The organism is Pontibacter akesuensis, assembly GCF_001611675.1.
GTDB lineage: Bacteria > Bacteroidota > Bacteroidia > Cytophagales > Hymenobacteraceae > Pontibacter > Pontibacter akesuensis.
Genome location: NZ_CP014766.1, coordinates 2,441,070 through 2,466,042, shown reverse-complemented (window position 1 = coordinate 2,466,042; position 24,973 = coordinate 2,441,070). Strand labels below are relative to the sequence as shown.

Genomic DNA, 24,973 nt, shown 5'->3' with positions numbered 1-24,973 from the left:
ATGCAACCGTTTTCGCGGTTTGGGAATCTTATATTCGGAAGCAGGCAATAAAGCCGCCAGCTTTCAGACTACTACCTTCCCTAACAAAAACTATGAAAAGAACCTGATACCTGTTTCTGCTCCGCCCGGAGCGGGAACAGGCCCATCAGGTACCTCCTACACCTCCAGCTGCATGTACAGGTCCCGTTGCACGTCCTGGCCAAGTATAAACTCCAGCTCTCCCATTTCCCGGAAGCCATACTTGTGGTAAAAGCGCTTCGCCCGCTCGTTGTGCTCCCACACCGTGAGCCATACTACGTCAAAGCCTTCCGTTGCTGCCTTTGCCAAGGCCTTTTGCATCAACTGGTCTCCTAACCCTCTCCCGAGCCACGCGGCGGCAATGTAGAGCCTGCTGACCTGAAGCGGCTTGTTCCCTTTGATTTCCATAGGAGCCTCTCCCTTGTACAGTTTCATGTAGGCAATGGCTTCTCCGCTCGCCTCCACTAGCACGAATTCTGTTTCGGGATCGGCCAATTCCGCCGCCTGTAGCGCGGGGCTGTACATGGTGTATTTGAAAGCGGCCATGTCTGCCGGATCGTTAGACTCTGAAAACGTCTCCTCAAAGGTGCGCCAGCCTAAATCCGCAAGCAACGCGGCATCGGCTGCGGTGCCTGCCCTGAAATGAAAGGTAGTGCTATCGGTTGATTTCATTTTCTGTTTTCTAAGAGGCCAAAGGTACGCCTGCTATACGTCATACAAAAACGCCGCTCCTGCAGCAGGTGCGGGAGCGGCGTTTAAACTTTGTAATTACCCCAATGCGGTGTATACTTCCCGTTGCTTAGTCGCGTTTGGACTTGAGCAGCTTGCGCAGGTCTGCCAGCTCGTCCCTATACTTGGCAGCCTGCAGGAAGTCGAGGTCTTTGGCGGCGGCTTCCATCTGCTTCTCAGTTTTCTTGATCAGTTTCTCCAGTTCGTCGCGCTTCATCAGCTGCACCACCGGCTCGGCAGCCATCGACACTTCTTCTGGCCCCACATACATCTTCGCTTCCCGCTTCCTGGCGTCAGCTACAGAGGTCTGCTGGAAAATCTCGTCGTTCGTTTTGATTACCGTGCGTGGCGTAATGCCGTGCTCGATGTTGTAGGCAATCTGGGTATCACGGCGGCGGTTCGTTTCATCAATGGCCCGCTGCATGGAACCTGTCATGCGGTCGGCGTACATAATCACCTTGCCTTTATCGTTACGTGCGGCGCGGCCCATTGTCTGGATCAGGGAGCGCTGGTCGCGCAGGAAGCCCTCCTTGTCTGCATCCAATATCGCCACCAAACTCACCTCCGGTAGGTCAAGGCCCTCACGCAGCAGGTTCACACCTATCAGCACATCAATAATGCCCAGGCGCAGCTCACGCAGAATCTCCACGCGGTCCAGGGTCTTTACCTCTGAGTGCAGGTATTTTACCTTGATGTTGAGGCGCTCCAGGTACTTGGCCAGTTCTTCGGCCATACGTTTGGTCAGCGTTGTTACCAATACGCGGGCACCTGTTTTCACGCGCTCGTCAATCTCATCCAGCAAGTCGTCCACCTGGTTTGTGCTTGGCCTGATCTCGATCTCAGGGTCCAGCAAGCCGGTTGGCCGGATTATCTGCTCCACCACCACGCCCTCTGATTTCTGAATCTCATAATCGCCGGGCGTGGCGCTCACAAACACCACCTGGTGCATCAGGCTCTCAAACTCGTTGAAGGTGAGCGGGCGGTTGTCCATGGCGGCGGGCAAGCGGAAGCCATACTCCACTAAGGCCACTTTGCGCGAGCGGTCGCCGCCCCACATGGCGCGAACCTGCGGCAGGGTAGCATGACTCTCGTCAATCACCATCAGGTAATCATCCGGAAAGTAATCGAGCAGGCAGAACGGACGGGCACCCGGCTCCCGGCGGTCGAAGTAGCGGGAGTAGTTCTCGATGCCTGAGCAGTAGCCGAGCTCTCGGATCATCTCCAGGTCGAACTCGGTTCTTTCTTTGATGCGCTTTGCCTCAGCCGGTCTGTCCTCCTTCAGGAAGTACTCGTTCTGCGCCACCATGTCGTACTGGATTTCATGGATGGCCTGGTTCAGCGTGTCTTTACCGGTTACGAAGAGGTTTGCCGGGTACAGCGTCACCGCCTGCTCCTCCGACAGCTTTTTTCCCGACTCCGGATCGATGCGGTGGATGGCTTCCAACTCATCGCCGAAGAAGTATAGGCGGTAAGCAAAGTCGGCGTAGGCTGGGTAAATGTCCACTGTATCGCCCTTCACCCGGAATGTTCCACGTGTAAATTCTGCCTCGGTGCGGCTGTAAAGTATCTGCACAAAAGTATAAAGCAGGTTATTGCGACTATAGCGCTGCCCCGGTGCCAGGTGCATCACGTTTTTGCCAAACTCCTCCGGGTTACCGATACCATAGATACAGCTCACCGACGCCACCACCACAATATCGCGGCGGCCGGAAAGCAAGGCAGAAGTCGTATGCAGCCGCAGCTTCTCGATCTCTTCGTTAATTTGCAGGTCCTTTTCGATGAACACATCCGATGAGGCAATGTAGGCTTCCGGCTGGTAGTAATCGTAATAGGAGATAAAGTACTCCACCGCATTATCCGGGAAGAACTGCTTAAACTCACCGTAAAGCTGGGCGGCCAGCGTTTTGTTGTGGCACAACACGAGCGTAGGCTTGCCCGTGTTCTTGATGACGTTCGCCATCGTGAAGGTTTTACCGGTACCGGTGGCACCGAGCAGTACCTGTGCTGGCTCACCGTTTTTTATACCCTCGGTGAGTTGGGCTATGGCTTTCGGCTGATCGCCGGTTGGTTGAAACTCTGATGTTAGCTTAAAATCCATTCGTCTGTTTTACTGAGTAGTAAAGATAAACCATAACATTTAAAACAGGCAGTTAGTTTAGGCTGCTGCTATAGTTGTTATGCTGTACGGCTTGCCTGTAAAAAAAGCTTTGCGCGTAAAAAAAGCCTGCTGCAGGGCAACAGGCTTCAGTAAATATTGCAGAAAAAATTAGTCTTCTAAAGTCGCCCGCTCCGGCACGCTGCAAAGGCGCTTGATGGTGGCCGCCTCATACACCATATACACTGCCTGGCAAATTCGCCCTTCCTGGTTCTTCTCCGGCTCCGCCAGCTGACAGGTGAAGGTGATTCCCGGCGCCTGGAGGTTTTCCGGCAGGTTATTCACAGTATACATTCTAACAGGAGCAAAATCGCAACCGGCTATTGCATCTTGTTGCCGGGCTTCGCCGCTGTATACTTCAATTACGGTTCCCTCCCCACATTCAGCCGGTCCCACTACCGTTGCTGTCAGGCAGGGCAGCGCTTCCTCTTCTTTCCCACAAGCGGCTATACTTAAAACGAGCAATAGGTAAAGGACATAACGCATATGCGGGTGGTTAAACAGGAGTTAAACAACTTCTTTTAAACAGGACCCGCTACCTGCCGCATCGGTTGCATGCGGGCATAAAAAAACAGCCTGACACTTAAGCCAGGCTGTTCTACACTTGAATTAGCGGGTTAGCGCTTGTTCTATTCTTTTATCACGGCTGGGTTCAGCGTCCAGAAGTCCTTCTTGAAGTCGAAAGTGCCTTGATTGCCAAGACCAACATAACCCCGGTCACCAATGCCAAAACCCACGGCGCCTTCTCTAAGCGATCCTCTAAAGTTCTGCAGCTTTGTCCAAGAATCTGTGGTTGGCTCATACTGCCATACTTCATCTACTGACATTCGCTGACCTTCATTGTCCACGAAGCCCTCGTTTACGACATAGCCCTGGTTGCCAACAGCAAATGCGGTGGCGTATGGGCCAATTTTAGGATAGCTGTCTGGTTCCCTGCCGCTGGTGTCAAATGCACGCAAAATTTTCCAGGTGCCGGTGGCCGGGTCAAACTCAAGTAAATCCGTATTGTAAACGCCAGCGTTTGTGCCGCCGCCTACATAGCCTTTGCCATTCGTGGTGAAGGCAAAACCGCCCAACCTTCTGGCGCCGACTAACTCGGCCTGCGCTTCCCAGGCACCGGTGGCAGGGTTATACTTCCAGAAGTCTTTCAGGTAGCTCCCGTCATAGCCTGCGCCTACGTAGCCCACCTGGTCAAAGGACATGGCAATAGCACTGAGGCGGGCAGAACCCGGAAAGTCTGCAATCTGCGTCCATGCGTTGGTTGCGGGGTCGTACTCGTAAAAATCCTTTAAGAAGCCACTCCCATTGTAACCTGTGCCGACATAGCCTTTGCCATTGGCCGAAAAGCCAACCGCCGCGCTACGGGCCTCGCCGGGAAAATCAGCTAACCTTGTCCAGTTGTCCGTTGCCGGCTCATACATCCAAAAGTCTTTCAGGCGCGTTGTTCCACTGTAGCCGGTGCCCACATAAGCTTTACCGTTAATCACAAATGAAACGGCGCTGCTTCTGGCTACGCCCTCAAAATCACCCAGCCTTTCCCACTCTCCAATTACCAGTTCCTCCTCCGAGTCGCAGGACGTAAACACGCCCATCGAAAGCAGCAACATCAAAGCCGATAAAAGACGCATGTTCCTTAAAAGGTTTCTCATGTCACCGATCTTATTTAATGGTAGTATAATAAATTTTCAACCTGATGTTCTTGGTGCCTTTATCCTGTGCACCAATCACCAGACGACTAACGCCGTTCTGTACAGCTGATGGCGGCGGCGCAATGAACAAGGCATTGTCTGTCCCGATACGCGCATCATTGAGTTTATCCACAATGTATTCGGTTATGATAAACTCGTAGCGGTTGTTCTGTCCTGCTGTCGTGCTTTTTATAAAGTTGGCGATTAGCGGCTGAGGCTCCCTAGCAGTAGAGCCAAAGTCAGCCAGCACGTTCATGATCGGCACATTATTCTCGTTTGTTCTGTACAAGGCCAGGGAAGGCGGCACCGGATACGGGTAGGCGGTCTGGCTGCCTGCCAGCGGCTCCACGATCAGAACGGCCTGGTTGATAAACTCCGGCTTCAGCTGCTCCTTTAAACGGTTCAGGTGCGGAATCTCCACCTTTATCATCAGGCCACTTCCGCCCTGCGCCACGCTCACACCGTTAGATGCCTGGGCTGACAACTCCTCGCCTCTTTTGATTCCCTCCAGCGGGGAGCCGGCAAAGTCATTTGTAATTTTGTTGAACTGCACGCTTGTGTTGTTCAGCGGGAAATCGTGCGACTTCGCCACTCTAGCGCCATTAACAGTCTCCGAATAATTCAGTCGCACAACCGGTGTGGAGGAGAATCCAATAACGGCGTTCCCCTGCACAGGCGCAATATTCAGGCCCCTGAAGTAGGTCAGGAAGGCGGCATTATCCGTAAGGCTGGCATTGTCGGCTTTACGAAGCGCAAGCCACTGCTGCCCCAGTTCATCTGCCAATGAAACTATAACGGTATCTTTGGATAAAGGACGGGGCGTGAACGTGTGCGTGGCCAACGGTGTAGCGGCAACGGCTACTTTACTGTTATTGTAAATGGCATTGGCCTGGTAAAAGAGCGATCGTGGCTCCTCATTCGGGAAAACAGGGGAAAGGGCCCTTGTTCTTAGGGTAGAGGTTACTTCGTTAACATCTACTGTCAGAGCGGCAGCCGTGTCGCCGTAATAGTAACCGGACGTCGGCAAGATCAATTCGATGGACTCGAACGTGGCATCGGCGGCCAGGGTCCAGGTGGCGCCCAGGCCAACCTGAAAGAAAGTGGAGGCCATTAGCGTACCGGCATTGGGCACGTTGTACTTACCCACCAGCAAGGTGCTTGTGCCGGAAGTGGCTACGGAATCCAGCAGTACCGTTGACACATCCAGGGTGAGGGTGTCTATGAAGTTTCCCTGCACATTGTCTTCCACCAGGGCAAGCCCCAACTCGTTCGGGTCCTCGCAGGAGGAAAGAACCAGCAGTGCGCTCAGGCAGGCAAAAAGATAATGGAGGCTATACTTAGAAGGTGATTTTTTCTTAGCGAATAACATATAATAACGTGAAAACGGATCTCCCAATCTGGTCAGGAATATTTCAGGATCCTGCGGCTGCACACTCATCACCGGACAAGCTGCCGCTTGATAAACCTTTTTAAATTAAAAGCACAAGGCGGTAATGTAATTCAGCTTCAAATATAACACTATATTTTCTTCTACTGAAAGATATTACCCCTACTAAACTTCAAGGGCAACAGTTTATTGTATACTTCCCACTGGCAAAAATCATAACACACCACTTTAATTTCTTATGGCTGATATCCGTATGCTTTCCCCAGCATCACTTCCCGCAAAATTCAAGCCTCTGCGCAGTTTCTGTACCTGTCTTCCATAATTCAGAACAATAACCCAGCCCGGGTAAAGTCAGAGGTTATACATGGGATCGGCCTGTAAAACAAAGGGCCTGCACCGGCAGGCCCTCTGAAAGAAATCAGTATTCATTCACTAACCATTGTCACAAATTGCTTCAATTTATTTGTTGTCTGCGCCGCAAACCTCTGTTACCCGCACGGCAGGATACATCATGGCTGTGGCAACGCAGCGAGGCCCGTAGGAAGTGTTCAGCTCCAGCCGCAGCTGCGCCCGCTGCCCCACCTGCCTGTATGCCTCCGGCAGATTGTCTGTCGTGACGTATCCGCCATGCAGTTGGCCAACGTAGCTGCCGGACTTGCTTGCCAGCTCCTCAGAGTCATCCTGCAGCTTTAAGATATACCAGCCTGTGTCGCAGTTTACGCCCACCACCTCCACGGCAGTGCAAGCAGGCACAGGGGCGCTGTTCGAGCAGCCAGCGGCAAGCAGTGCGAGGCAGAGGTAAAGCAGCGTTACGTACAGGAGGCTTTTCATAGGTTAATTTTGTACTAGTGGCGTTGTAAGATGGCCTGCCCATGGCGGCAGGCGCTTTTTTTCACAGCTTAGAGTAAGGCACGGTATTATACAAGCGAAAAGAACAGCAAGGCAACCAACACATACCAGCCGTACATGTCTGGTTGGGCAGCGAGGCACAGGGCATCGAAAAAGTTATGCAGCGGTTTCATAGGTGTTTTTTTCTGCTTCTATACTTTCAGGACCCCTGCAGGCCGGCAGCGGTTGCATGCTGCTTTTTTATTTTTTGAGACTAGCGGTTACCCGGTCCCAAATCGTAGTTCACTGCCATGTTCAGGCCGATGGTGTACGGCTTGCCCTGTGGCGCCTGTGTCGTGCCCGGGTTAGCCAGCATGCTGTTAAGGTAGGCACGGTACTCCGGCCCCACCGCCACCGAAATGTTGTTGGAGAGGCGTTTGCCCAGGCCTGCGGTCACGTTGCCCGACCACTGCAACTTGCGGAACGGGGATTCATCATCGTTCAGCGCGTACGATTTGTCCCGCACCTCCGCATTAGAGGCCAGCACTGCCGACTCAATCAGGATGTTAGCCGCAACGCCTCCCCCTGCAAACCAGAACCAGTCTTTGGAAATGTTACCCTCGTACTGGATGCCCGCCGGTACCGTTAGGTGGCGGTAGCGGTAAGTAACGCCATACTCGCTGGTTCTCGCCACACTCATGGAGTCTGCCGCATAGTTGTTGTTCAGCGACGACAGGAAGATAGTGGTCGGGCCTGGCGATACTTTCTGATTCGTACCGGGTTTTTCCTCAAACTGCTCAATCAGGTAGCTTGACTTGGAGCGGGCCGTGTTCTGAGTGAAGCCGAGGCCGGAAAGGAGCTTCCACTTTTTGCCCAGCTTAAAACCTGTTTTCACTTCCACGCCAAACGAGAAGCCCGGCTCTATCTCTTCGTGGTACTCTTCCCGGGCATCGGCCATGTAGGTATTTGTCTGCCTTAGGGTTGATAAACTCGGGGCCGCGAAGCTATCGTAGGAAATGCCGCCCACCCCCTGTGCCGGAATGCCGATGTTCTGCTCAAAGTAGCTTGGCATGTACGCCATGCCTACTGTCCAGCGGCTATCCCCGCTTAGCTCCTTTTCGTCTACCACCTTCACGTCAGCACCGGTTCGCTTGTCGTTCAGCGCCTGCACCATCATTTCCTGCTCCCGCTGCAGCTCCTTTTGGCGATTTATGGCCAGCTCGTTTAGCTTTCTGAAATCATTGGTGGGCGCAGCAGTAGCACCCGTTCCGGCAAATGAAGTGCGTGGCTGTGTGGCGGCGGCAATGCCGTTGGCAGCCGGTGCCCCGAAAATAGACTTGCGTGCTTCCTCAAAGTTGGAGAACAGCCGCTGTGCAGCCGTATTGTCGCCCCCGTTAAAGAAAGAATTGTACCTGGTATCTGGCTTTCGGTGCCAGATGGTTGGGTCTGCGCCTGTGGTTGCTCCGGGTGCGAGGGCAATGCTTTCTGCTGTTATACTTGCAGTTGTTTCCTCCGCCTGCTCAATTTGTGCCGCAGAAGCTGCTGGTACTGGTGCTCTTTTAGCTCCGGCAGCTTTCGCGCCTGTAGCTTTCCTGGAGACAGGTGCAGCTCCTACACTTGGCTGGTCTGCCCGAACGGCCTGCTGCATGGCTGCCGCAATGGTCTCCTCAGTAGTGGCTTCCGAATTTTCTGTTGCTGTTGCAGGTGCAGTCGCTGCCATACTTGGCGTTGCAGTAGGCTGCTGTAGCTGTGCTACCGGACTTTTAGGGGAGGCATCTCCTAAATAATAGGCGCCCAGTCCACCTGCCAGCAGCAGGATAGCGACGCATGCGGCCGCCAGCTGCCTGTAGAACAGCATACCGCTCTTGTAGTGGCTGCTTTCCTGCATGGTCAGTTGGTGGTCAATACGGTCCCAGACCGCTGCAGACGGAGAAGCCTCAGCGTCTTGCATGCGGCGCTGGAATTCTTCTTCCAGCCTACCGCGCTTGTTATTAGCTGCTGATGACATGTTCCTTAATTTTTTTTTCCTGGCCAACGAGCATACCTTGCAGTATTGCCCGGGCACGTGAGTATTGCGATTTTGAGGTACCCTCCGATATATCCAGCATCTCGCCAATTTCCTTATGGCTGTACCCTTCTATGGCATAGAGGTTAAAAACCATGCGGTAGCGCGGCGCCAGACTCTGTATCATACTTAGGAGTTCATCCATGGTATAACCGCTCAGGTTCACATTGTCTGAGCTGAGGTTGGCTACCTCATCCGCCTCGTGCGACACCGTGAGCAGCTGCTTGCTGCGCAGGTGCTTGAGTGCGGTGTTGATGACGATGCGCCGGATCCAGAATTCGAGGGGACAATCCTTCTTGAAGCTTTGGATATGGCCAAACACCTTCACGAAGGCGTCCTGCATGATATCCTCTGCCTCGAAAGTAGTGGGCGCGTAACGCAGGCAAATCACCATCATCTTTTTGGAGTATAGGTCATAGAGCAGGCGCTGCATGTCGCGTTTGCCCGCGATGCATCCTTCTATGAGCTTATCCTCTTCAGATTTAGGTTTAGTAAAAAGCTTCAAGTGTTGCCTGTTTACGCTTGTTCTCCTCTATGATTCTGTTTGAAGCAGAATGGTTGCAAGCGGATAAAAAAATTATGGAATAAAAATTAAGGATTGGCTATACTTCCCATAACCTGTTATTATAGCAAGTAAAAATATGAAAAAACAAGACTTGTTAAGTATAGAAGCATGGCTTTTATTTTTAGTAGGGGGCTGTGCGGATGAGTTGGAAAAGAAACCAGTAAGACGCAGCAGGGGCAAACTGGAAACAGGCCAAAAGCAAAAGCCTCCCTTGTGGGGAGGCTTTGTAACACATGGCAGGTCTAAGCAGCCTTATAGTATGTTGATTCTTTTGCTAAAAGGTGGTTAAAGCTTAATACGGAATGTTCAAAAACAGGAATTTATACACCATCAGCGCGACAAGCGTAAGCAGCAGCACCCAGGCATAGCTTATCACTTTCAGCGCCAGTAGTGATTTCTCACTCTCCCGGCTCATCTCCTCGTAAGCCTGCAGCCGCGACTCGTGCAGCACCTGCCTGTTTAGCAAACGGTACGAAAGCGAAACAAGCGCCACGACCAGCACCACATCATCCACGTAGCCCAGCACCGAGGTCAGGTCAGGCACCAAATCAACAGGGCTTAGGGCGTAACCAATGGCCACGGCAAGCAACACGCGCACATACCAGGCAACGCGGTCGTCGCGGTAGGAAAGGTACAGAGCATAAATATCCGTGTTGAAGGCGTGCGCCTTGTGCTTTAAAGTTTGTAGACTAGCCATGTGTAGGTTTGAGAGATTCGCACTTGTTTTACGCAAACACTACACAATACAGTTACACATTTGCAGCACTAATTCAGCACCAAACAATTGTACTGTTCTTTTTATCTGGAGCTCCAGATGTGCCAGGCGGAATCTGCCTGCGCGTAGAGCATGGGGAGGCCATTTATGGTTTTGGCGCCATTTGCGGCACATTTCTGCAGAAAAAGCGTTTGTTCCGGGTTGTACACTAAATCATAGGCATAATGGCGTGCTGTTATACTTTTGTAAGACAGCGCCGGCGCCTCCTGCACATCCGGGTACATGCCCAACGGGGTGGTATTGATGAGCAGGTTATACTTGCCCACCACCTCCGGTGTGAGCTGCTCATACGTTAGCTGCCCCTTGTTTTCCTGCCGCGATACCCGCTTAAATGGAATGCCGAGTGCCTCTAAAGCAGCCCAGACGGCCTTTGCAGCGCCCCCTGTACCCAACACCAGCGCCTGCTCCCGCACCTGAGGCGGGTAAAAGCGCTCCATTGTCTGATTAAAGCCAGTGTAGTCGGTGTTATAGCCTGTGGTGCGGCCGTTCTCTATTTTGATGGTATTCACCGCACCGATGCGGGCGGCGGCCTTATCCAAGGCATCCAGCAGGGGCAGCACCTGCTCTTTGTAGGGCACCGTTACATTCAGGCCAACCAGTTCCGGCTCCTGCTGGAGCAGCGGAAGCAAGTCCTCAATTTGTGGCAGCTCATACAGCGCATAGGAGGAATCGGCTATACCCTCCCGGGCAAACTTTTCTGTGAAGTATTTCTTTGAGAAAGAATGCCCCAGCTTTTTGCCGATTAGCCCGAACTTGCGCATGGTTGTGTTCTTTGGTTACGGGTTATACTTCTGCTGTATTATCTGAAGTGAAGTGATCGATGAGGTACACCAGCAGGAAACCGAAGATGGCAAGCACAACACCATACACCAGGTAGGACTCATTTCCGGTCAGGGTCTCATAACTGCCCGGTAACACGTTCTCCTGCACCAGCGGCTTCACCTCGCCGTGGCGGTCGGTGTAGGTTTCAAGCGTGATTTTCCAGGGCCATACTTTGTTCAGAGAGCCTACCATAAAACCTGTGAGCAGCGCAATGGTAATACCGTGGTAGCGCTTCAGCATGAAATTGAGCACGTGCGAAAAGGCCAGTATGCCTGTAAGACAGCCGATGCCAAATACGGCAATGATATCAATTCTTAATTCTTTTAGCGCCAGCATGATGAACTCGTATTTAGCCAGTAACACAAGTATAAAGCTACCAGATATGCCAGGCAGAATCATGGCGCAAATGGCGATAGCCCCGGATATAAACACAAACCAGTATGCTTCCGGCGTCTGGCCTGGCGTTGCTACCGTAATATAAAAGGCAATGGCCGCCCCCAGTAACCCTGCAATAATCACTCCCGGTGTCCAACGCCTTACCTGCTTTGCCACCACCACAGCCGAAGCCACAATCAGGCCGAAGAAGAAAGACCACAACAACTCTGAATGATACTCCAGAAGGTATAAAATGAGCCTGGAAAGTGAGGCAAATGACAAGCCAATGCCAGCCAGCAGCACGACCAGGAAAGTGCCGTTGATATGTTTCCAAAAGCCCTTCAGGTTAAAGCGCAACAGCAGCTTTATGGCCTCCCCGTTCACTGAGCGAATGGAGCCCAACAATTCCTCGTAAATGCCCGTGATGAAGGCAATCGTGCCACCCGACACGCCTGGCACGACATCGGCAGCGCCCATACCTACGCCTTTGGAAAAGAGCAGCAAATATTCCTTTAAAGATCTTCTTTCCATAAATGGTGTTACAGCTATACTTGTGCAGCGATGGGTAAAACAAGAATTGCCCGTGAGGCCACACCGCACGGGCAATTTATACTTTTATACTAATATTATAATCTTTTAGCAGGGCTTTTCCATGTTCAGGAAATAGCTGAAGGTGTCGCCACGAAGGCCCAGGCGGATTGTCTCCAGCGGGATGATCTCGTTCGGAGCAATGTTGCCGAGGTTCACGTTAGCGCCCAACAGCTTGATAAACCATACCTGCTGCGCTTTCTGCGGCGCTTCCCAAAGAATTTTCTCAAACGGAATCTGCGTCAGGATTTCCTCCACAAGGCCACTGCGCACTTCGCCGGTAGAGCGGAAAAGACCCACATTACCACCCTCGCGGGCCTCACCGATCACTTTCCAGGCACCAGCTTCCAGCTCAGCCTTCATCAGCTTTATCCACATGTAAGGCGGGATAATTTTCTCGGCATCCTTGGAGCCAACTTCCGAAAGCACCGTTACCTGCTCCGAAAGCGTGGCAATGTACTTGCACTTCTCTTCGTGGTCCATGTCGAGCGAGCCGTCGGATACTTCGGCAAACGTCATCTCGTACTGGTCCAGCACGCGGCGGTAGTCCTCGAACTGGTTGCGGACGATAAACGCTTCGAACAGCGTGCCCCCGAAATAGGTAGGGATTCCGGCAGACCTGTAAAGGGCCAGCTTCTCTTTCAGGTTAGGCGTCACGTAGGACGTGGCCCAGCCCAGCTTTACAATGTCAACGTACTCACTGGCTACCTCCAGGAAATCTTCAACCTCCCGCAGGCTAAGGCCTTTGTCCATGGCCATGGTAAATCCGCTCTCGCGTGGTTTTGCGTCACGCGTGGGAATGTTGTTCAGCGTATAGTTCATGTGGTTTTATTTGCGATACTGATCAATTAATCGGGCTAATGCACGCTGCGATTCCAGCTCAGGAAAGAACTCGAACAGCAGCTTGTGCTTATCGAAGTCCAAAATTAAAGCATTTTCCAAATAATTATAGGCTTCGCGGTATTTTCCTGCCGACAGCATGTACGCGCATGCCCGGTAATACAGCTCTGCTTCATTGGGTTGCAGTTCTATCGCATTTAAAATAATATCAGTGGCCTCCTCAAAGTTGCCCTGCTCAAACAGAATGATAGACCAGTTCAGGTAGATGTTCTTGTCCTCTGGCTGTATCTCGGCAGCGCGCTCGTAGCTTTCCAGCGCCGACACCACATGGCCCACATGGTACTCGGCCGCGGCCAGCGCCACCCAGTAATCCACACTGTCGTCGTACAGCTCCACCGCCTTCTTAAAGAAGTGTACCGCCTCATACCACTTTCCCTGCGCATCAAGTATAACCCCGATACCAAACCAGGCCTCGTCCATCTCCGGGTCCATATCCACCGACTTCTGGTAGTAGCGGCGCGACAGGTCCCACTGCTGCATCTTCTCATAGCATTCGCCGATGTTGCAGTAGATTTCGGCCGTAGCAGAGCCGTGCTCGATCATGGCATTGAACGCATCGATGGCCTTCGGGTAATCCCCCACATACACCAGCGCATTTGCCATGTTGTTGTAAGCCGTGATAAAGTCAGGGCGGATGATGGTGGCGTAATCGTAGGCGGCGATGGCTTTCTCGTAGGCACCCTGCTTGTTGTGCACGTTGCCCAGGTTAAACCAGGCCACATGCGAGTAAGGATCATCATCCACAAACTTATGGAAGAAAGGGATATGCTCGCTCACCGAGTTCGTCACTTCCAGGCAGTACAGGATCTCCTGCATGGCCGCCTCGTTTTCCTGGTTCAGCTCCACGCACTTTTTATAGTACTTGATGGCCGAGGCCACCTTGCCCCAGGTTTGGTAAGCCAGGCCGATGTTAAAGTAGATATCGTCGCGATCCTCAGAATAAGCAAGGGCCTTCTTAAAGTAATCGATCGCCTCCCGGAACTCGCCGCGCTGGGTATAGATAATGCCGCGCGTCAGCTGCACGTCGGCACTTTCAGGTTCCACCTCGGCCACAATGTTGATCATCTCCAGTGCATCCTCGAAGTTACCAGCCATGGCCAGCAGCTGCGCCTTGTCTATCTGTAGATCCGTTGAGAACGGATACTGCGCAATGGCGGCATCGCAGGCGGCAAGCGCCTTCTTGTACTCAAAGCTGGCGGTGTAGTGGTCTATTATATATTCGAAATCAGTCAGGTCGAAAAACAGTGCCTCGTTGTTACTGAGCATACGCTCGTAACGCTGAATCAGCTCCAGATCCTCCCGATGTTCCTCAAAGTCTTCTTTCATCTCCAGTGTCCAACAAGCTGTGTAAAAACAGCTTTTTCTTACTACATTTTAACACTCCAAATAGTTTATTCGGCACCTTGCCTGATGCCGCTTTCCTGCTGTGCCTGCAGCTCCCCGCAAACCCAAGCCACTGATGCTGAAACCGGTCTGAAGGTAAACCCGAGCGCGCGGGATATTTTATTATTGCTAAAGAGATGCGTTTTCTTAGCGGTTCGGGCGGTGTCTTTGGTGATTAGCGGGCGCTTGCCCGTAAACCAGGACCGCACGTGCTCCAGCCGCCATACCACCTCTGCCACAGCGGGCGGCACTTTCTTACCTGGTGCTTTCTTTCCAAAGCAGCGGGCCACCTCCTCGAAGAAAGCCTTATAGCCCATGCGCTCCGAGTTCAGGATAAACCGTTCGCCTGTTATGTCGGATAACACCAGCTGCAGCATTGCCTCCACCACATCGCGCACATCCACAAAGTTGGCCTCGCCTACCGTGTAGAAGGCGTTTTCGTTGTACACATACTTAAAGAGCTGTGTGCTGCTGCGGTTCCAGTCGGCGGGGCCAAGCACGATAGAGGGATTCACCATCACGGCATCCAGTCCTTCGGCCACACCGCGCCATACTTCCAGCTCGGCAAAATACTTGGAGCTGGCATAGGCTGAGAGGTCATCCGCCGGGTCCCACTTCGATTTTTCGTCCAGCACCTCCACATTCTTCGGCCGTCCGATAGCCGCAATGGAGCTCACGTGGCACAGCTTCACGTTTCCGGCTTCCAGGCAGGCATCTACTATATTGGCGGTGCCCTCGATGTTCACCTGTTTCAGCAGTTCCTCGTCCTGTGGGGCGTAAGAAACCAGGCCGGCGCAGTGAAAAACATACTGCACACCCTCTATGGCTTTCCGTAGCAAAGCTGGGTCCAGAATATCGCCCTCCAGCCACTGCACCTGCGCTGCGCCGGCAATAGACGGTATTTGGCCCCGGTAAAGCGCCTTTACCGCGTACCCGCGCTGCAGGAGTTCCGCAAGAAGGAAACTGCCGATCAGCCCACTGCCGCCTGTTACAAATACCATGTGTGTGGAAGTATAAAAATGAGCGAAAAGGATATGCTATAGCTGCCGGTTGCGCAGCGGGAGTGCCAGCGCCTTTACCAGGTGCTTCGTACTGACAACTTTCTGCAGGGTGTTGATGTGCTTAAGGCCGTGCGTGTCAGACCCCAGAAAATCAACCAGCCCGTGCTCTACCAGCTTTTCTGCCACCTCTTTTGCGCTGGAGGAGTAATAGCCAGTGAGCGAGTTGAGATTTGGCTGCAGCAGCACCCCCAGTTCTTTCAGCCCCACCAGTTCCTCATACTTGCCGTAAAAGTAAGTATAGCGCTCGGGGTGGGCCAGCACGGGTTTGTAGCCTTTGCTGCGCATTTTAAAGATGGCTTCGCGGAGGTTCAGCGGCTCGTTCAGGAAAGAAGTTTCAAACAGCAGGTAGTTATCGCCGAAGGTAAGCAGTTCCTCGTTGTCGTCCAGCTTCTGCAGCAGGCCCTCGTCCAGGTAATACTCAGCGGCGCAATCCAGCTCCATCTCGATGCCTGCCTCATCCACGGCCTGCCGCAGCAAGGCAAGCTTCTCCCGGATAATCTCCGGCGTGTTCTTGTAGAAGTCGCTCATCACGTGCGGCGTCATGATCAGCTTGCGGTAGCCGAGCGCCTTCATGGCCCGCACCAGCTCCAACGACTGCTCCAGGCTTTCTGAGCCGTCGTCAATGCCCGGAAGGATGTGTGAGTGCATGTCCACACCTATCTCGCCCAGCGACGCCTCCAGCCCCTCTGGCTCACTTCCTCCAAACAAGTTTTTTAAAAACTGCATCATGCCATGGTGTTATACTCTTGCTGCTCCCTTATACGGGGGTGGCACTGAGCAAATAAACTTCAAAATAACAGAAATAAAAGGGGCTGTCAAAATAAAGCTGCCAATCTGCGCAGCGGCCTCTTTTACACTGGGTTAAATACCGTGTTCTGATTGGTGGTTTGCCCTTATTTCTATAGCTTTGTAAACAACGGATAGTGCCTAACCGTTTTAGAGCTACCGAACTTATTTGACCTTATACTACAAATGGAATTAAAAACTACTGAAAACCAGCGCATGATCGCTGACATGGTGCGCGACTTTGGCGCCAAGCATATCAAACCCTACATGCGTGAGTGGGACGACACGCAGGAATTCCCGGTGGAGGTATTTAAGAAACTGGGCGAACTTGGCCTGATGGGCGTACTGGTGCCAACAGAATACGGCGGCTCGGGCTTCGGCTACCTCGAGTACGTAACGGCCATTGCAGAGCTTTCCAAAATTGATGGCTCTATCGGTTTGTCGATGGCTGCGCACAACTCCCTTTGCACCGGCCACATTCTGGCTTTCGGCAACGAGGAGCAGAAGCAAAAGTACCTGCCGAAACTGGCTACCGCCGAGTGGATAGGCGCCTGGGGCCTGACCGAACCCAACACAGGCTCGGATGCAGGCAACATGCGTACTGTAGCCGTACAGGACGGCGATTACTGGGTGATCAACGGCGCCAAAAACTTCATCACACACGGCAAGTCTGGCAATGTGGCGGTAGTGATTGTGCGTACCGGTGAGGTAGGTGATTCCCATGGCATGACCGCCTTCGTGATTGAGAAGGGAACGCCAGGCTTCAGCGCTGGCCGCAAGGAAGACAAAATGGGCATGCGTGCCTCTGAAACGACCGAGCTTATTTTCCAGGACTGCCGTGTCCACAAAGACCAGATACTAGGTGAGATAGGCGATGGCTTCATTCAGTCGATGAAGGTATTGGACGGTGGCCGCATTTCTATCGCAGCGCTGTCGCTGGGTATCGCTCAGGGCGCACTGGATGCCGCCCTGGCTTATTCGCAGGAGCGCCAGCAGTTTAACAAGCCGATCTCCAGTTTCCAGGGCATTGCCTTCAAACTGGCTGACATGGCCACTGAAGTAGAAGCGGCTTCCCTGCTGACCTACCAGGCGGCAGACATGAAGAACCGTGGCCTGAACGTGAACAAAGAGTCTGCGATGGCCAAGTTGTTTGCTTCCGAAGTATCGGTGCGCGTTGCCAACGAGGGCGTGCAGATTTTTGGCGGCTACGGCTTCACAAAAGATTACCCGGCCGAGAAGTATTACCGCGATGCGAAGCTGTGTACTATTGGCGAGGGAACAAGTGAGATACAAAAACTTGTTATATCAAGAGCTATACTGAAATAAAGTGGCTGGGGGAAGCCTTAATCCTGCTTCTCCCACGGCTTTTTCACCTGAAATCAACCGGACAGATAAAATATTTGGCCAATTAGTTGATTTTTAAGTATAAGCTTGTTTAAATTTGCAACCCTAATTCAAAGAGAGCGAGAAGAAATATGATCATTGTAAACGTAAAAGATAACGAGTCTGTAGACCGTGCATTGAAAAGATTCAAGAAGAAATTCGAGAGAACTGGTGTTCTAAAGGAACTTCGTGCCAGAACGTTTTTCCAGAAGCCATCTGTTGCCAAGAGAAAGCAAAAGGAGAGAGCTGTTTACAAGCAGCAGATGTTTGCTGATCAAAACTACTAGTATCTCTAACAAGATATTTTATTTTTCCATAAATTAGTATATCTGAGACAACATCAGGTATACTAGTTTATGGATTTATTTTTTAAGTACCTTCAGTACGAAAAGCGGTACAGCCCGCACACGCTTACCTCCTACCACACCGACCTTGGCCAGTTTGCGGCTTACCTGCAGCAAGTATACGAGATCTCCGATGCCGCCGAGGCAGACCACACCCTGATCCGTTCCTGGCTCCTGACGCTGGTCCAGAACAACATCAAGCCGCGCTCTATTAACCGCAAAATTGCCTGCCTAAGGTCTTACTACAGGTTCCTGATGGCACAGGAGCGTATTAAGGTAAACCCGATGCTGCGCATCAAAGCGCCCAAGGCCACTAAAAAGCTGCCCGCCTTTGTGCAGGAGGAACCTTTCAACAACCTGCTGGACTCCTTTGAATTTGAAGACAATTTTGAGGGGCAGCGCGACCGGCTTATACTGGAGTTTCTGTATGGCACGGGCATCCGCTTGGCAGAACTGATTAACATAGCTCCCTCGGATATAGAAGTGCGTGCTAAAACCGTGCGTGTGCTCGGCAAAGGTAACAAAGAGCGTATTGTGCCCCTGAACGACTCGCTGCTACTGGCGCTGGATGCGTACCAGGAAGAGAAAAAGCGCCTGTTTGGTGATAACAATTCGGTAAAATTGCTCGTTACTATTAAAGCTCGTCCCCTGTATCCAAAATTCATTTACCGCGTCGTAAAGAAGTACATCAGCATGATTACAACCTCCGATAGTAACAGCCCGCACGTACTGCGACATTCCTTCGCTACGCACCTGCTGAACAAGGGGGCCGACCTGAATGCAATCAAGGACTTACTGGGACACGCGAGCCTTGCGGCAACGCAGGTGTATACACATAACTCGATTGAACAGCTAAAATCTGTTTTTGAGAAAGCGCATCCAAAAGCATAAGTTTAACCATTTAATGTAACAACTATGAAGCTACAAATGTATTCCGTTAACTTCGACGCTGATGAGCAGTTAAATTCTTTTATCCAGCAGAAGGTTGACAAACTGGAAACGTTCTACGACCGAATTATAGATGGGGAAGTATTCCTTAAGAATAATAATAACGACGGCATCAACAACAAAACAGTGGAGATCAGGCTCTTCATCCCTGGCTCTACCCTCTTCTCCCAGGAAGATGCACCATCCTTTGAGGCGGCCGCAGATGCAGCCATAGACGCTATGAGACGCCAACTAAAGAAACACAAGCAGAAGCAAGCGGCACACTAGCGGAAGCTTCGCTTCCGCAATTATGAATGACAAATTAAGAATTACGAATTTTAATAATATAAAACATAGAAGAGCCCGATGGATGACCATCGGGCTCTTCTATGTTAAACTTAATCTTGTGTCTTGATACTAGCGTCTAAAATCTAATTTACAGGCTAAACTCCGCCTTAATCTTGTCTACGTAGTCCAACTTCTCCCACGTAAACGTTTCGAACTCCCTGGTCTCTTTATGGCCGTTCCTGGAGATTTCCACTGTTTTCGTACCTGGTGTGCGGCCCATGTGTCCATAAGCTGCCGTGTCGGCGAAGATTGGGTTCTGCAAGCCAAAGCGCTGCACAATGGCGTAAGGGCGCATGTCAAACAGCTTATCCACCTTCTCAGCAATCTCACCGTCGCTCATCAGGTTACCGCTGGCATCCTTCACCTTTGTAGAGCCATACGTGGTTACATACAAACCTACTGGCTTGGCAACACCAATGGCATACGCCACCTGTACCAGCGCCTGGTCGGCCACGCCTGCAGCTACCAGGTTCTTGGCGATGTGCCGTGCGGCATACGCTGCAGAGCGGTCTACTTTAGAAGAGTCTTTACCAGAGAAAGCACCACCACCGTGTGCTCCTTTGCCACCATAGGTATCCACGATGATCTTCCGGCCAGTAAGACCTGTATCGCCGTGCGGGCCACCTATCACGAACTTCCCAGTTGGGTTGATGTGGTAAATGATGTCTGAATTAAACAGTTTCTGCACGCGCTCCGGCAATTGCTTCAGTACACGCGGCATCAGGATGCTATTTACGTCCTGGGCAATCCTGGCCACCATTTGCTGCTCAGCATTATCCTTGGCTTCATTGCTGTCGCCATCAGGAAGTATAAACTCATCGTGCTGAGTAGAGATCACGATTGTATCGATCTTCTCCGGCACGTCGTTGTCGTTGTAGCGGATAGTTACCTGCGATTTTGCGTCCGGGCGCAGGTAGGTCATTTCCTTGCCTTCCTTGCGGATGGCAGAAAGCTCCTCCAGCAGCAGATGCGAAATACTTAGCGCCAGCGGCATATAATTGTCGGTCTCGCTGGAGGCGTACCCGAACATCATTCCCTGGTCCCCAGCTCCCTGCTCCTCCGGGTTGGCACGCTCTACTCCCTGATTAATGTCGGCAGACTGTTCGTGGATAGCGGAGATAACCCCACACGCCTCTGCATCGAACTTGTACTCTGATTTTGTATAACCAATACGTTTGATCACCTCCCGTGCTACTTTTTGCACGTCAACGTACGCTTCTGTCTTCACCTCGCCGCTTAGCACCACCAAACCAGTGGTTACCAGCGTTTCACAGGCCACTTTAGACTGCGGGTCCTGCTTCAGGAACTCATCTAAAAGTGCATCCGAGATCTGGTCAGCAACTTTATCCGGGTGTCCCTCAGACACAGACTCAGACGTAAATAAATATGGCATTTCTTTTAGGGGTTTAGGTACAAAGTATAAACCTGTTGCCACCAAGGGCAGCGGCTACAAAGCTAAAACAATTCTGCCATACTTGAAACATGTATCAAAAACGGTGCAGCAGACTCATTAATATTATATTATTAGCCGTTTACTATATTAATCAATTCATCTGCAGGCTTCTACTCAAAAAGTATGGCTGCAGGGGGTTTACCCGTACAACCTTTTGAAAAACATGCTCGTTTCACTTAAAAACTAAGGAAACCCTCCATTGAAAAAATACATGAAACCCATCCTATCGTTACTCACGATTTTAACTTTTGTAACTTCCCAGGCATTTGCCCAGAACGAATCACCTTACAAGACCAGTTTTAAAGTGGATGCCCCGATCATTGCGGCAGGTATCGGCCTTAGCTATTACGGCCTCACCCTGATGGGTGATAAGGAAGGAATGACGGATGCCGAGTTAATGGCGTTGAACAAAAATGACGTGAATGCATTTGATCGCTTCTCCGCTGGCTATGACTCTGAAAGCGCAGCAAATTTAAGTGACATTGGCTTCTATGGCTCCTTCGGATTGCCCGTGCTCATGCTCCTAAACGACAACGTGGGCAGCAAAGCCGGACAGGTGGCAGTGTTATACGTGGAGACAATGGCCGTAACCGGTGCACTATTTACTATGGTGAACGGAAACGTGGAGCGTGCCCGCCCGATTACCTACAGCCCTGAAGCGGACATCAACGATAAGAACGACGGAAATGCCCTGAACTCATTTTATGCTGGCCACACATCCGCTACCGCTGCTGCATCCTTCTTCGCGGCTAAAATCTTCCACGATTTTAATCCTGATTCCCGGGCAAGGCCCTACGTTTGGGCTGCGGCCGCTGCATTGCCTGCCACCGTGGGTTATTTACGACTGAAGGCTGGCAAGCACTTTTTAAGCGATAACCTGCTCGGGTACGGTATCGGCGCAGCCGCTGGTATACTTGTACCGCAGTTCCATAAGAAATCAAACAAGCGCAACTTTACCCTGATCCCGGTATCCGGAAGAAACTTCAGTGGCGCGCATCTTACCTATACATTCTAGCATGAAACGGCTCCTGTTGCTCTGGCTCATCATTTGCGCATTTTGCGCGCAAAATGCTTTGGGCCAGGCAGCGGTATCTCCTTATCAAACAAGCTGGCTAAAAGACGGGGCAATCATTGCCGGAGGCGTAGGCGCCTCGCTGGTTGGTAGCTACCTGATGGACAAAAAGGACAAAGTGACCCTGCAAGAACTTGCCGCGTTGAACAAGAATAACGTGAATGGCCTAGACCGCTTTGCTGCCGGCAACTACAGTACCCGTGCCGAAAGCGTCAGCGATGTGTTCTTTTATGGCTCGTTTGCAACCCCACTCCTGCTGCTGCTCGATAAGGATATTCAGCAAAATGCACCGCAGGTATACTTGCTCTACGGCCAGGCCATGTCTATTGCGGGGGGTGTATACAGCCTGACAACTGGCAACTCGAGGCGCAGGCGGCCATATGTGTATGCAGCCGACGCGCCACTGGAGCTACGGACTGACAAGCAGGCAACAAACTCTTTTTACGCCGGCCACACCGCCGCAACAGCCACGGCAACCTTTTTTCTAGCCAAAGTATACCACGACTTCAACCCGGATTCCCCTGTCCGCCCTTATATCTGGGCAGCGGCAGCCTCTGTTCCTGCCACTGTTGCTTACCTGCGCCTGAAGGCCGGCAAACACTTTGTGAGCGACAACATTGTGGGCTATGTGGTAGGAGCAAGTATAGGCATCCTGGTGCCTGAACTACACAAGCGTAACTCCAGCATCAGCCTGCTTCCCGAAAGCAACGAACAGTACGAAGGTGTAGCGATAATCTGTACTTTCTGAAATGCAAAAGCGTGCGGCACTTTCGCACCACACGCTCCTACTCTATACCTCTAACGGCTCTACTTCTTCTCTTTCAGGTTCTCCTCAAAGAGCTTGTAAATACGTTTATACTCATCTGTCCAGCTGGCAGGCTCTGTAAACCCATGGTTCTCCACCGGGTATACCGCCAACTCCCAGTTATCTTTTCCAAGTTCTATCAGTCGCTGCGTGAGGCGTACCACATCCTGGAAGTGCACGTTCGTATCCACCATACCGTGCGCAATCAGCAAAGCACCTTTCAACCCTTCCGCATAGTAAATAGGCGAGCTCTTGGCATAAGCCAGACTGTCTGTTTGCGGTGTGTTCAGGATATTTGAAGTATACCCGTGGTTGTAATGCGCCCAGTCGGTAACAGAACGTAATGCGGCTCCGGCGGCAAATACATCCGGCTCAGTAAACATAGCCATCAAGGTGATGAAGCCTCCGTAAGAACCACCGTAGATACCGATGCGCTTTGGGTCCACTTTATACTTGTCCACCAGCATCTTCGCTCCGTCCACATGGTCACTTAAATCTTTGCCGCCCATAAACTGGTAGATGCCGGTGCGCACGTCGCGGCCGTAGCCGGCGCTGCCGCGGTAGTCGATGTCCAGCACAGTATAGCCCTGATCCGCCAGGAAGTTATGGAACATGTACTCGCGGAAGTAGCTGCTCCACCACTTGTGCGCGTTCTGCAGGTAGCCAGCGCCATGCACAAACACAACAGCAGGTCCGTTCGGTGTCGGGTTCTTTGGTTGGTAGATGCGGGCATATACATCGGCACCGTCGCTGGCCTTAAAGGAGATCACCTCCGGCTCACGCCAGTTATAGGATTTGAACTCGTCTGTCAGCGACTCGGTTACCTGCTTTGGCTTTGCTCCTTTCTTATTGTCCATCACGTAAAGCTCCCATGGCTTGTTGCTGAAGGAGTAACGGATGGCCAAATTCTTCTCATCTGGCGACAGGCTCACCTCATGCGCTCCCGTCATACTTGTGAGCTGCGTCAGTTCGCCGCCATTTACGGGCATGCGGTAAAAGTGCTGCTCCCCCGGATGCACTTTGTTGGCCTTGAAGTAAAAGTACTTGCCACTGTCCGACATACGCACATCCGATACTTCGAACTTACCGCTGGTCAGTGCCTTTTTCTGGCCGCTGCTTACATCCACTGTGTACAGGTGCGAATAGCCATTCTCTTCAGAATGAAACCACACGCGCTTGTTATCCGGCATCCAACCAATGTCGCCTGTTCCGTAACCGATTCCAGGCCCGTTTATCCAGGCTTCGTCGCGCTGGCGGTCCAGCACGGTCAGCTTTCCGGTGGCAGGGTCCAGTTCCAGTATCCAACGGTCTTTGTTATCCTCCGAGCGAGCCACCACCACTGCATGTTTGCCATCCTTGGACCAGACAGGGCCATAGATGCTAGTGGCGCGCATTTGCTGCTTCTTTGCTTCGCCTTCTGTCGCTCCTGCTTTTTTACTTTTGAGGTACGCGGGCTGCTCGTCAATTCCTGCCACATCTTTCATCGTGATGGCATAGGTAGAATCGCGCTGCGTATCATACACGAAGAACTCAGAAGTAGTTTGCGCATCGCCTACCTTAGTTCTGGTGTTGATATCTTCTGTATAACCCGAAGCCGTTACAAAATTAGGCACAATGGCCACCTTGGCGTTCTTCGGACGTGTGATGAGTTGGTAAGATATAAAGCGTTCGTCGGGCCCAAGGTCTACGCTGCTCACGATCTTATCTTCTATGTATATTTCCTTCGGCCTGTTCGGCGCCTCTTTCTTTTGCTGCAGTTCAGCAGCGTCCTGAGATTCCTTGCGGTCGCGCACGATCTGGAGCAGGGCAAGCTGTTGCTCCTTTAGCCACTCCCGCTGTGCACTTTTTCCTTCGTCTGCTGGCTTTCTGCCTTTCCTGAAATCCGTAAGCTGCTTTGTCTGTCCATTGCTGATGGACCAGGCAAAGAGGTTGCCATCTTTCATGAATACCACTTCCTGCTCATCAAATGTAAAATCAGGGTTACTTTCGCGCTCCACCGTATTGGTTACCTGCTGCGCCTTTCCTGATTTGATGTCATAAATAAAGATATCACCGTTTCGCTCATACACTTTCTTTGTTTCGGCACGGTTATACTCCCCTCGCGGCGACGGAAGGCTACGGCGCTCCTGCGGGCTTACTTTCTGCAGGTTCTTGCCTTCTGCATTTACGCTGTACAGCGAGTCTTCCCGGTTGCCGTCGGGGTTCCACGAAAAGTATATTTTCTTGCCGTCTTCAGACCAGAACACATTGCTTGGCGCAGTGCCGATCCATTTCGGATCGCGCATGATCTTTTCCACGCTCAGTTCCAGTTTTTTTTCCTGCGCCTGTACGGCCACATTGCTGCCTAGCAGCAGGAAAGCCATAAGGGCTACGGCTTGTCGTTTTAGTTGCATGCAATCGGTATGTTAGGTATGCTTTTTTAGATTTCTCCCTTAAATTAAAATATTAACCCCTATGAAGCAAAACCGCCGCCCGAAAGATGCATTGCTTTCCGGGCGGCGGCCATACTTCATGTT

At 51.8% G+C, this 24,973-nt stretch carries 24 protein-coding genes; 7 read left to right on the top strand and 17 right to left on the bottom strand.

Features of this window, described 5'->3' with window-relative positions; translation table 11 throughout:
• Nucleotides 1-156: 156 nt before the first annotated feature.
• The 8 genes from A0W33_RS10480 to A0W33_RS10445 all read right to left on the bottom strand — a co-directional run bounded on the left by A0W33_RS10480 (nucleotide 157) and on the right by A0W33_RS10445 (nucleotide 9,375).
• On the bottom strand, nucleotides 157-690 hold the full coding sequence (locus tag A0W33_RS10480; RefSeq protein ID WP_068838093.1) for a GNAT family N-acetyltransferase: 534 nt from the start codon (nucleotides 688-690) through the stop codon (nucleotides 157-159).
• Between the two features lie 127 nt (nucleotides 691-817).
• Nucleotides 818-2,845 (bottom strand): excinuclease ABC subunit UvrB, encoded by a 2,028-nt coding sequence (gene uvrB, locus A0W33_RS10475; RefSeq protein WP_068838092.1) that lies wholly within the window; start codon nucleotides 2,843-2,845, stop codon nucleotides 818-820.
• 168 nt (nucleotides 2,846-3,013) lie between these two features.
• The gene (locus A0W33_RS20900) at nucleotides 3,014-3,388 is read right to left on the bottom strand and encodes a hypothetical protein (RefSeq protein WP_139237178.1); all 375 of its coding nucleotides are present in this window, start codon (nucleotides 3,386-3,388) and stop codon (nucleotides 3,014-3,016) included.
• A gap of 143 nt (nucleotides 3,389-3,531) precedes the next feature.
• Nucleotides 3,532-4,551, bottom strand: a complete 1,020-nt coding sequence (locus tag A0W33_RS10465; RefSeq protein WP_082815197.1) for a Kelch repeat-containing protein — start codon at nucleotides 4,549-4,551, stop codon at nucleotides 3,532-3,534.
• Nucleotides 4,552-4,561: 10 nt separating this feature from the next.
• On the bottom strand, nucleotides 4,562-5,959 hold the full coding sequence (locus A0W33_RS10460; RefSeq protein ID WP_172798108.1) for a DUF4270 family protein: 1,398 nt from the start codon (nucleotides 5,957-5,959) through the stop codon (nucleotides 4,562-4,564).
• A gap of 477 nt (nucleotides 5,960-6,436) precedes the next feature.
• Complete coding sequence (locus A0W33_RS10455; RefSeq protein WP_068838089.1) at nucleotides 6,437-6,808, bottom strand: hypothetical protein; 372 nt, start codon at nucleotides 6,806-6,808, stop codon at nucleotides 6,437-6,439.
• Between the two features lie 271 nt (nucleotides 6,809-7,079).
• Complete coding sequence (locus tag A0W33_RS10450) at nucleotides 7,080-8,813, bottom strand: outer membrane beta-barrel protein (RefSeq protein ID WP_068838088.1); 1,734 nt, start codon at nucleotides 8,811-8,813, stop codon at nucleotides 7,080-7,082.
• Nucleotides 8,797-9,375 (bottom strand): RNA polymerase sigma factor, encoded by a 579-nt coding sequence (locus tag A0W33_RS10445; protein WP_082815196.1) that lies wholly within the window; start codon nucleotides 9,373-9,375, stop codon nucleotides 8,797-8,799. Before A0W33_RS10445 ends, A0W33_RS10450 begins: the two co-directional genes overlap by 17 nt.
• Before the next feature lie 136 nt (nucleotides 9,376-9,511).
• On the opposite strand from A0W33_RS10445, the gene A0W33_RS10440 reads away from it, so the two are divergent.
• On the top strand, nucleotides 9,512-9,724 hold the full coding sequence (locus tag A0W33_RS10440) for a hypothetical protein (protein WP_068838087.1): 213 nt from the start codon (nucleotides 9,512-9,514) through the stop codon (nucleotides 9,722-9,724).
• Nucleotides 9,725-9,727: 3 nt separating this feature from the next.
• Here A0W33_RS10440 and A0W33_RS10435 read toward each other — a convergent pair whose 3' ends face one another.
• The 7 genes from A0W33_RS10435 to A0W33_RS10405 form a co-directional block, all read right to left on the bottom strand.
• Complete coding sequence (locus tag A0W33_RS10435; RefSeq protein ID WP_068838086.1) at nucleotides 9,728-10,132, bottom strand: YkvA family protein; 405 nt, start codon at nucleotides 10,130-10,132, stop codon at nucleotides 9,728-9,730.
• 101 nt (nucleotides 10,133-10,233) lie between these two features.
• Complete coding sequence (locus A0W33_RS10430; RefSeq protein ID WP_068838085.1) at nucleotides 10,234-10,971, bottom strand: shikimate dehydrogenase family protein; 738 nt, start codon at nucleotides 10,969-10,971, stop codon at nucleotides 10,234-10,236.
• Nucleotides 10,972-10,993: 22 nt separating this feature from the next.
• Nucleotides 10,994-11,938: a DUF368 domain-containing protein gene (locus A0W33_RS10425; protein ID WP_068838084.1), complete on the bottom strand. Its 945-nt coding sequence runs from the start codon at nucleotides 11,936-11,938 to the stop codon at nucleotides 10,994-10,996.
• A gap of 105 nt (nucleotides 11,939-12,043) precedes the next feature.
• Nucleotides 12,044-12,817: a phosphosulfolactate synthase gene (locus A0W33_RS10420; protein ID WP_068838083.1), complete on the bottom strand. Its 774-nt coding sequence runs from the start codon at nucleotides 12,815-12,817 to the stop codon at nucleotides 12,044-12,046.
• A gap of 6 nt (nucleotides 12,818-12,823) precedes the next feature.
• Complete coding sequence (locus A0W33_RS10415; RefSeq protein WP_068838082.1) at nucleotides 12,824-14,221, bottom strand: tetratricopeptide repeat protein; 1,398 nt, start codon at nucleotides 14,219-14,221, stop codon at nucleotides 12,824-12,826.
• Nucleotides 14,222-14,286: 65 nt separating this feature from the next.
• Nucleotides 14,287-15,279, bottom strand: a complete 993-nt coding sequence (locus tag A0W33_RS10410; protein WP_068838081.1) for an NAD-dependent epimerase/dehydratase family protein — start codon at nucleotides 15,277-15,279, stop codon at nucleotides 14,287-14,289.
• 36 nt (nucleotides 15,280-15,315) lie between these two features.
• On the bottom strand, nucleotides 15,316-16,068 hold the full coding sequence (locus A0W33_RS10405) for a tyrosine-protein phosphatase (protein ID WP_068838080.1): 753 nt from the start codon (nucleotides 16,066-16,068) through the stop codon (nucleotides 15,316-15,318).
• A gap of 243 nt (nucleotides 16,069-16,311) precedes the next feature.
• Between A0W33_RS10405 and A0W33_RS10400 the strand changes: the two genes are divergently transcribed.
• The 4 genes from A0W33_RS10400 to hpf all read left to right on the top strand — a co-directional run bounded on the left by A0W33_RS10400 (nucleotide 16,312) and on the right by hpf (nucleotide 19,067).
• On the top strand, nucleotides 16,312-17,451 hold the full coding sequence (locus A0W33_RS10400; RefSeq protein ID WP_068838079.1) for an acyl-CoA dehydrogenase: 1,140 nt from the start codon (nucleotides 16,312-16,314) through the stop codon (nucleotides 17,449-17,451).
• A 149-nt stretch (nucleotides 17,452-17,600) separates the two neighbouring features.
• Nucleotides 17,601-17,795 carry a 30S ribosomal protein S21 gene (rpsU, locus tag A0W33_RS10395; protein WP_068838078.1) on the top strand — a complete coding sequence of 65 codons (195 nt, stop codon included), beginning with the start codon at nucleotides 17,601-17,603 and terminating at the stop codon, nucleotides 17,793-17,795.
• Between the two features lie 69 nt (nucleotides 17,796-17,864).
• Complete coding sequence (locus tag A0W33_RS10390; RefSeq protein WP_068838077.1) at nucleotides 17,865-18,743, top strand: tyrosine-type recombinase/integrase; 879 nt, start codon at nucleotides 17,865-17,867, stop codon at nucleotides 18,741-18,743.
• A gap of 24 nt (nucleotides 18,744-18,767) precedes the next feature.
• Nucleotides 18,768-19,067, top strand: a complete 300-nt coding sequence (gene hpf, locus A0W33_RS10385) for a ribosome hibernation-promoting factor, HPF/YfiA family (RefSeq protein ID WP_068838076.1) — start codon at nucleotides 18,768-18,770, stop codon at nucleotides 19,065-19,067.
• A gap of 148 nt (nucleotides 19,068-19,215) precedes the next feature.
• Here the strand turns inward: hpf and metK are convergent, their stop codons facing one another.
• A complete protein-coding gene (gene metK / locus A0W33_RS10380) occupies nucleotides 19,216-20,520 on the bottom strand; it encodes a methionine adenosyltransferase (RefSeq protein ID WP_068838075.1) in 1,305 nt (434 codons plus the stop codon).
• A gap of 271 nt (nucleotides 20,521-20,791) precedes the next feature.
• Here metK and A0W33_RS10375 point away from each other — a divergent pair, with 271 nt between their 5' ends.
• On the top strand, nucleotides 20,792-21,595 hold the full coding sequence (locus tag A0W33_RS10375) for a phosphatase PAP2 family protein (protein WP_068838074.1): 804 nt from the start codon (nucleotides 20,792-20,794) through the stop codon (nucleotides 21,593-21,595).
• Between the two features lies 1 nt (nucleotide 21,596).
• Nucleotides 21,597-22,400: a phosphatase PAP2 family protein gene (locus A0W33_RS10370; RefSeq protein WP_068838073.1), complete on the top strand. Its 804-nt coding sequence runs from the start codon at nucleotides 21,597-21,599 to the stop codon at nucleotides 22,398-22,400.
• Nucleotides 22,401-22,459: 59 nt separating this feature from the next.
• Here the strand turns inward: A0W33_RS10370 and A0W33_RS10365 are convergent, their stop codons facing one another.
• Nucleotides 22,460-24,850 (bottom strand): prolyl oligopeptidase family serine peptidase, encoded by a 2,391-nt coding sequence (locus tag A0W33_RS10365; protein ID WP_068838072.1) that lies wholly within the window; start codon nucleotides 24,848-24,850, stop codon nucleotides 22,460-22,462.
• Nucleotides 24,851-24,973 lie beyond the last annotated feature (123 nt).

Bases quoted from the DNA above. Each gene is read 5' to 3' on its own strand.
- A0W33_RS10480 (WP_068838093.1), bottom strand. From the start codon at position 690: ATGAAATCAACCGATAGCACTACCTTTCATTTCAGGGCAGGCACCGCA.
- uvrB (WP_068838092.1), bottom strand. From the start codon at position 2,845: ATGGATTTTAAGCTAACATCAGAGTTTCAACCAACCGGCGATCAGCCG.
- A0W33_RS20900 (WP_139237178.1), bottom strand. From the start codon at position 3,388: ATGCGTTATGTCCTTTACCTATTGCTCGTTTTAAGTATAGCCGCTTGT.
- A0W33_RS10465 (WP_082815197.1), bottom strand. From the start codon at position 4,551: ATGAGAAACCTTTTAAGGAACATGCGTCTTTTATCGGCTTTGATGTTG.
- A0W33_RS10460 (WP_172798108.1), bottom strand. From the start codon at position 5,959: ATGTTATTCGCTAAGAAAAAATCACCTTCTAAGTATAGCCTCCATTAT.
- A0W33_RS10455 (WP_068838089.1), bottom strand. From the start codon at position 6,808: ATGAAAAGCCTCCTGTACGTAACGCTGCTTTACCTCTGCCTCGCACTG.
- A0W33_RS10450 (WP_068838088.1), bottom strand. From the start codon at position 8,813: ATGTCATCAGCAGCTAATAACAAGCGCGGTAGGCTGGAAGAAGAATTC.
- A0W33_RS10440 (WP_068838087.1), top strand. From the start codon at position 9,512: ATGAAAAAACAAGACTTGTTAAGTATAGAAGCATGGCTTTTATTTTTA.
- A0W33_RS10435 (WP_068838086.1), bottom strand. From the start codon at position 10,132: ATGGCTAGTCTACAAACTTTAAAGCACAAGGCGCACGCCTTCAACACG.
- A0W33_RS10430 (WP_068838085.1), bottom strand. From the start codon at position 10,971: ATGCGCAAGTTCGGGCTAATCGGCAAAAAGCTGGGGCATTCTTTCTCA.
- A0W33_RS10425 (WP_068838084.1), bottom strand. From the start codon at position 11,938: ATGGAAAGAAGATCTTTAAAGGAATATTTGCTGCTCTTTTCCAAAGGC.
- A0W33_RS10420 (WP_068838083.1), bottom strand. From the start codon at position 12,817: ATGAACTATACGCTGAACAACATTCCCACGCGTGACGCAAAACCACGC.
- A0W33_RS10415 (WP_068838082.1), bottom strand. From the start codon at position 14,221: ATGAAAGAAGACTTTGAGGAACATCGGGAGGATCTGGAGCTGATTCAG.
- A0W33_RS10410 (WP_068838081.1), bottom strand. From the start codon at position 15,279: ATGGTATTTGTAACAGGCGGCAGTGGGCTGATCGGCAGTTTCCTTCTT.
- A0W33_RS10405 (WP_068838080.1), bottom strand. From the start codon at position 16,068: ATGATGCAGTTTTTAAAAAACTTGTTTGGAGGAAGTGAGCCAGAGGGG.
- A0W33_RS10400 (WP_068838079.1), top strand. From the start codon at position 16,312: ATGGAATTAAAAACTACTGAAAACCAGCGCATGATCGCTGACATGGTG.
- rpsU (WP_068838078.1), top strand. From the start codon at position 17,601: ATGATCATTGTAAACGTAAAAGATAACGAGTCTGTAGACCGTGCATTG.
- A0W33_RS10390 (WP_068838077.1), top strand. From the start codon at position 17,865: ATGGATTTATTTTTTAAGTACCTTCAGTACGAAAAGCGGTACAGCCCG.
- hpf (WP_068838076.1), top strand. From the start codon at position 18,768: ATGAAGCTACAAATGTATTCCGTTAACTTCGACGCTGATGAGCAGTTA.
- metK (WP_068838075.1), bottom strand. From the start codon at position 20,520: ATGCCATATTTATTTACGTCTGAGTCTGTGTCTGAGGGACACCCGGAT.
- A0W33_RS10375 (WP_068838074.1), top strand. From the start codon at position 20,792: ATGAAACCCATCCTATCGTTACTCACGATTTTAACTTTTGTAACTTCC.
- A0W33_RS10370 (WP_068838073.1), top strand. From the start codon at position 21,597: ATGAAACGGCTCCTGTTGCTCTGGCTCATCATTTGCGCATTTTGCGCG.
- A0W33_RS10365 (WP_068838072.1), bottom strand. From the start codon at position 24,850: ATGCAACTAAAACGACAAGCCGTAGCCCTTATGGCTTTCCTGCTGCTA.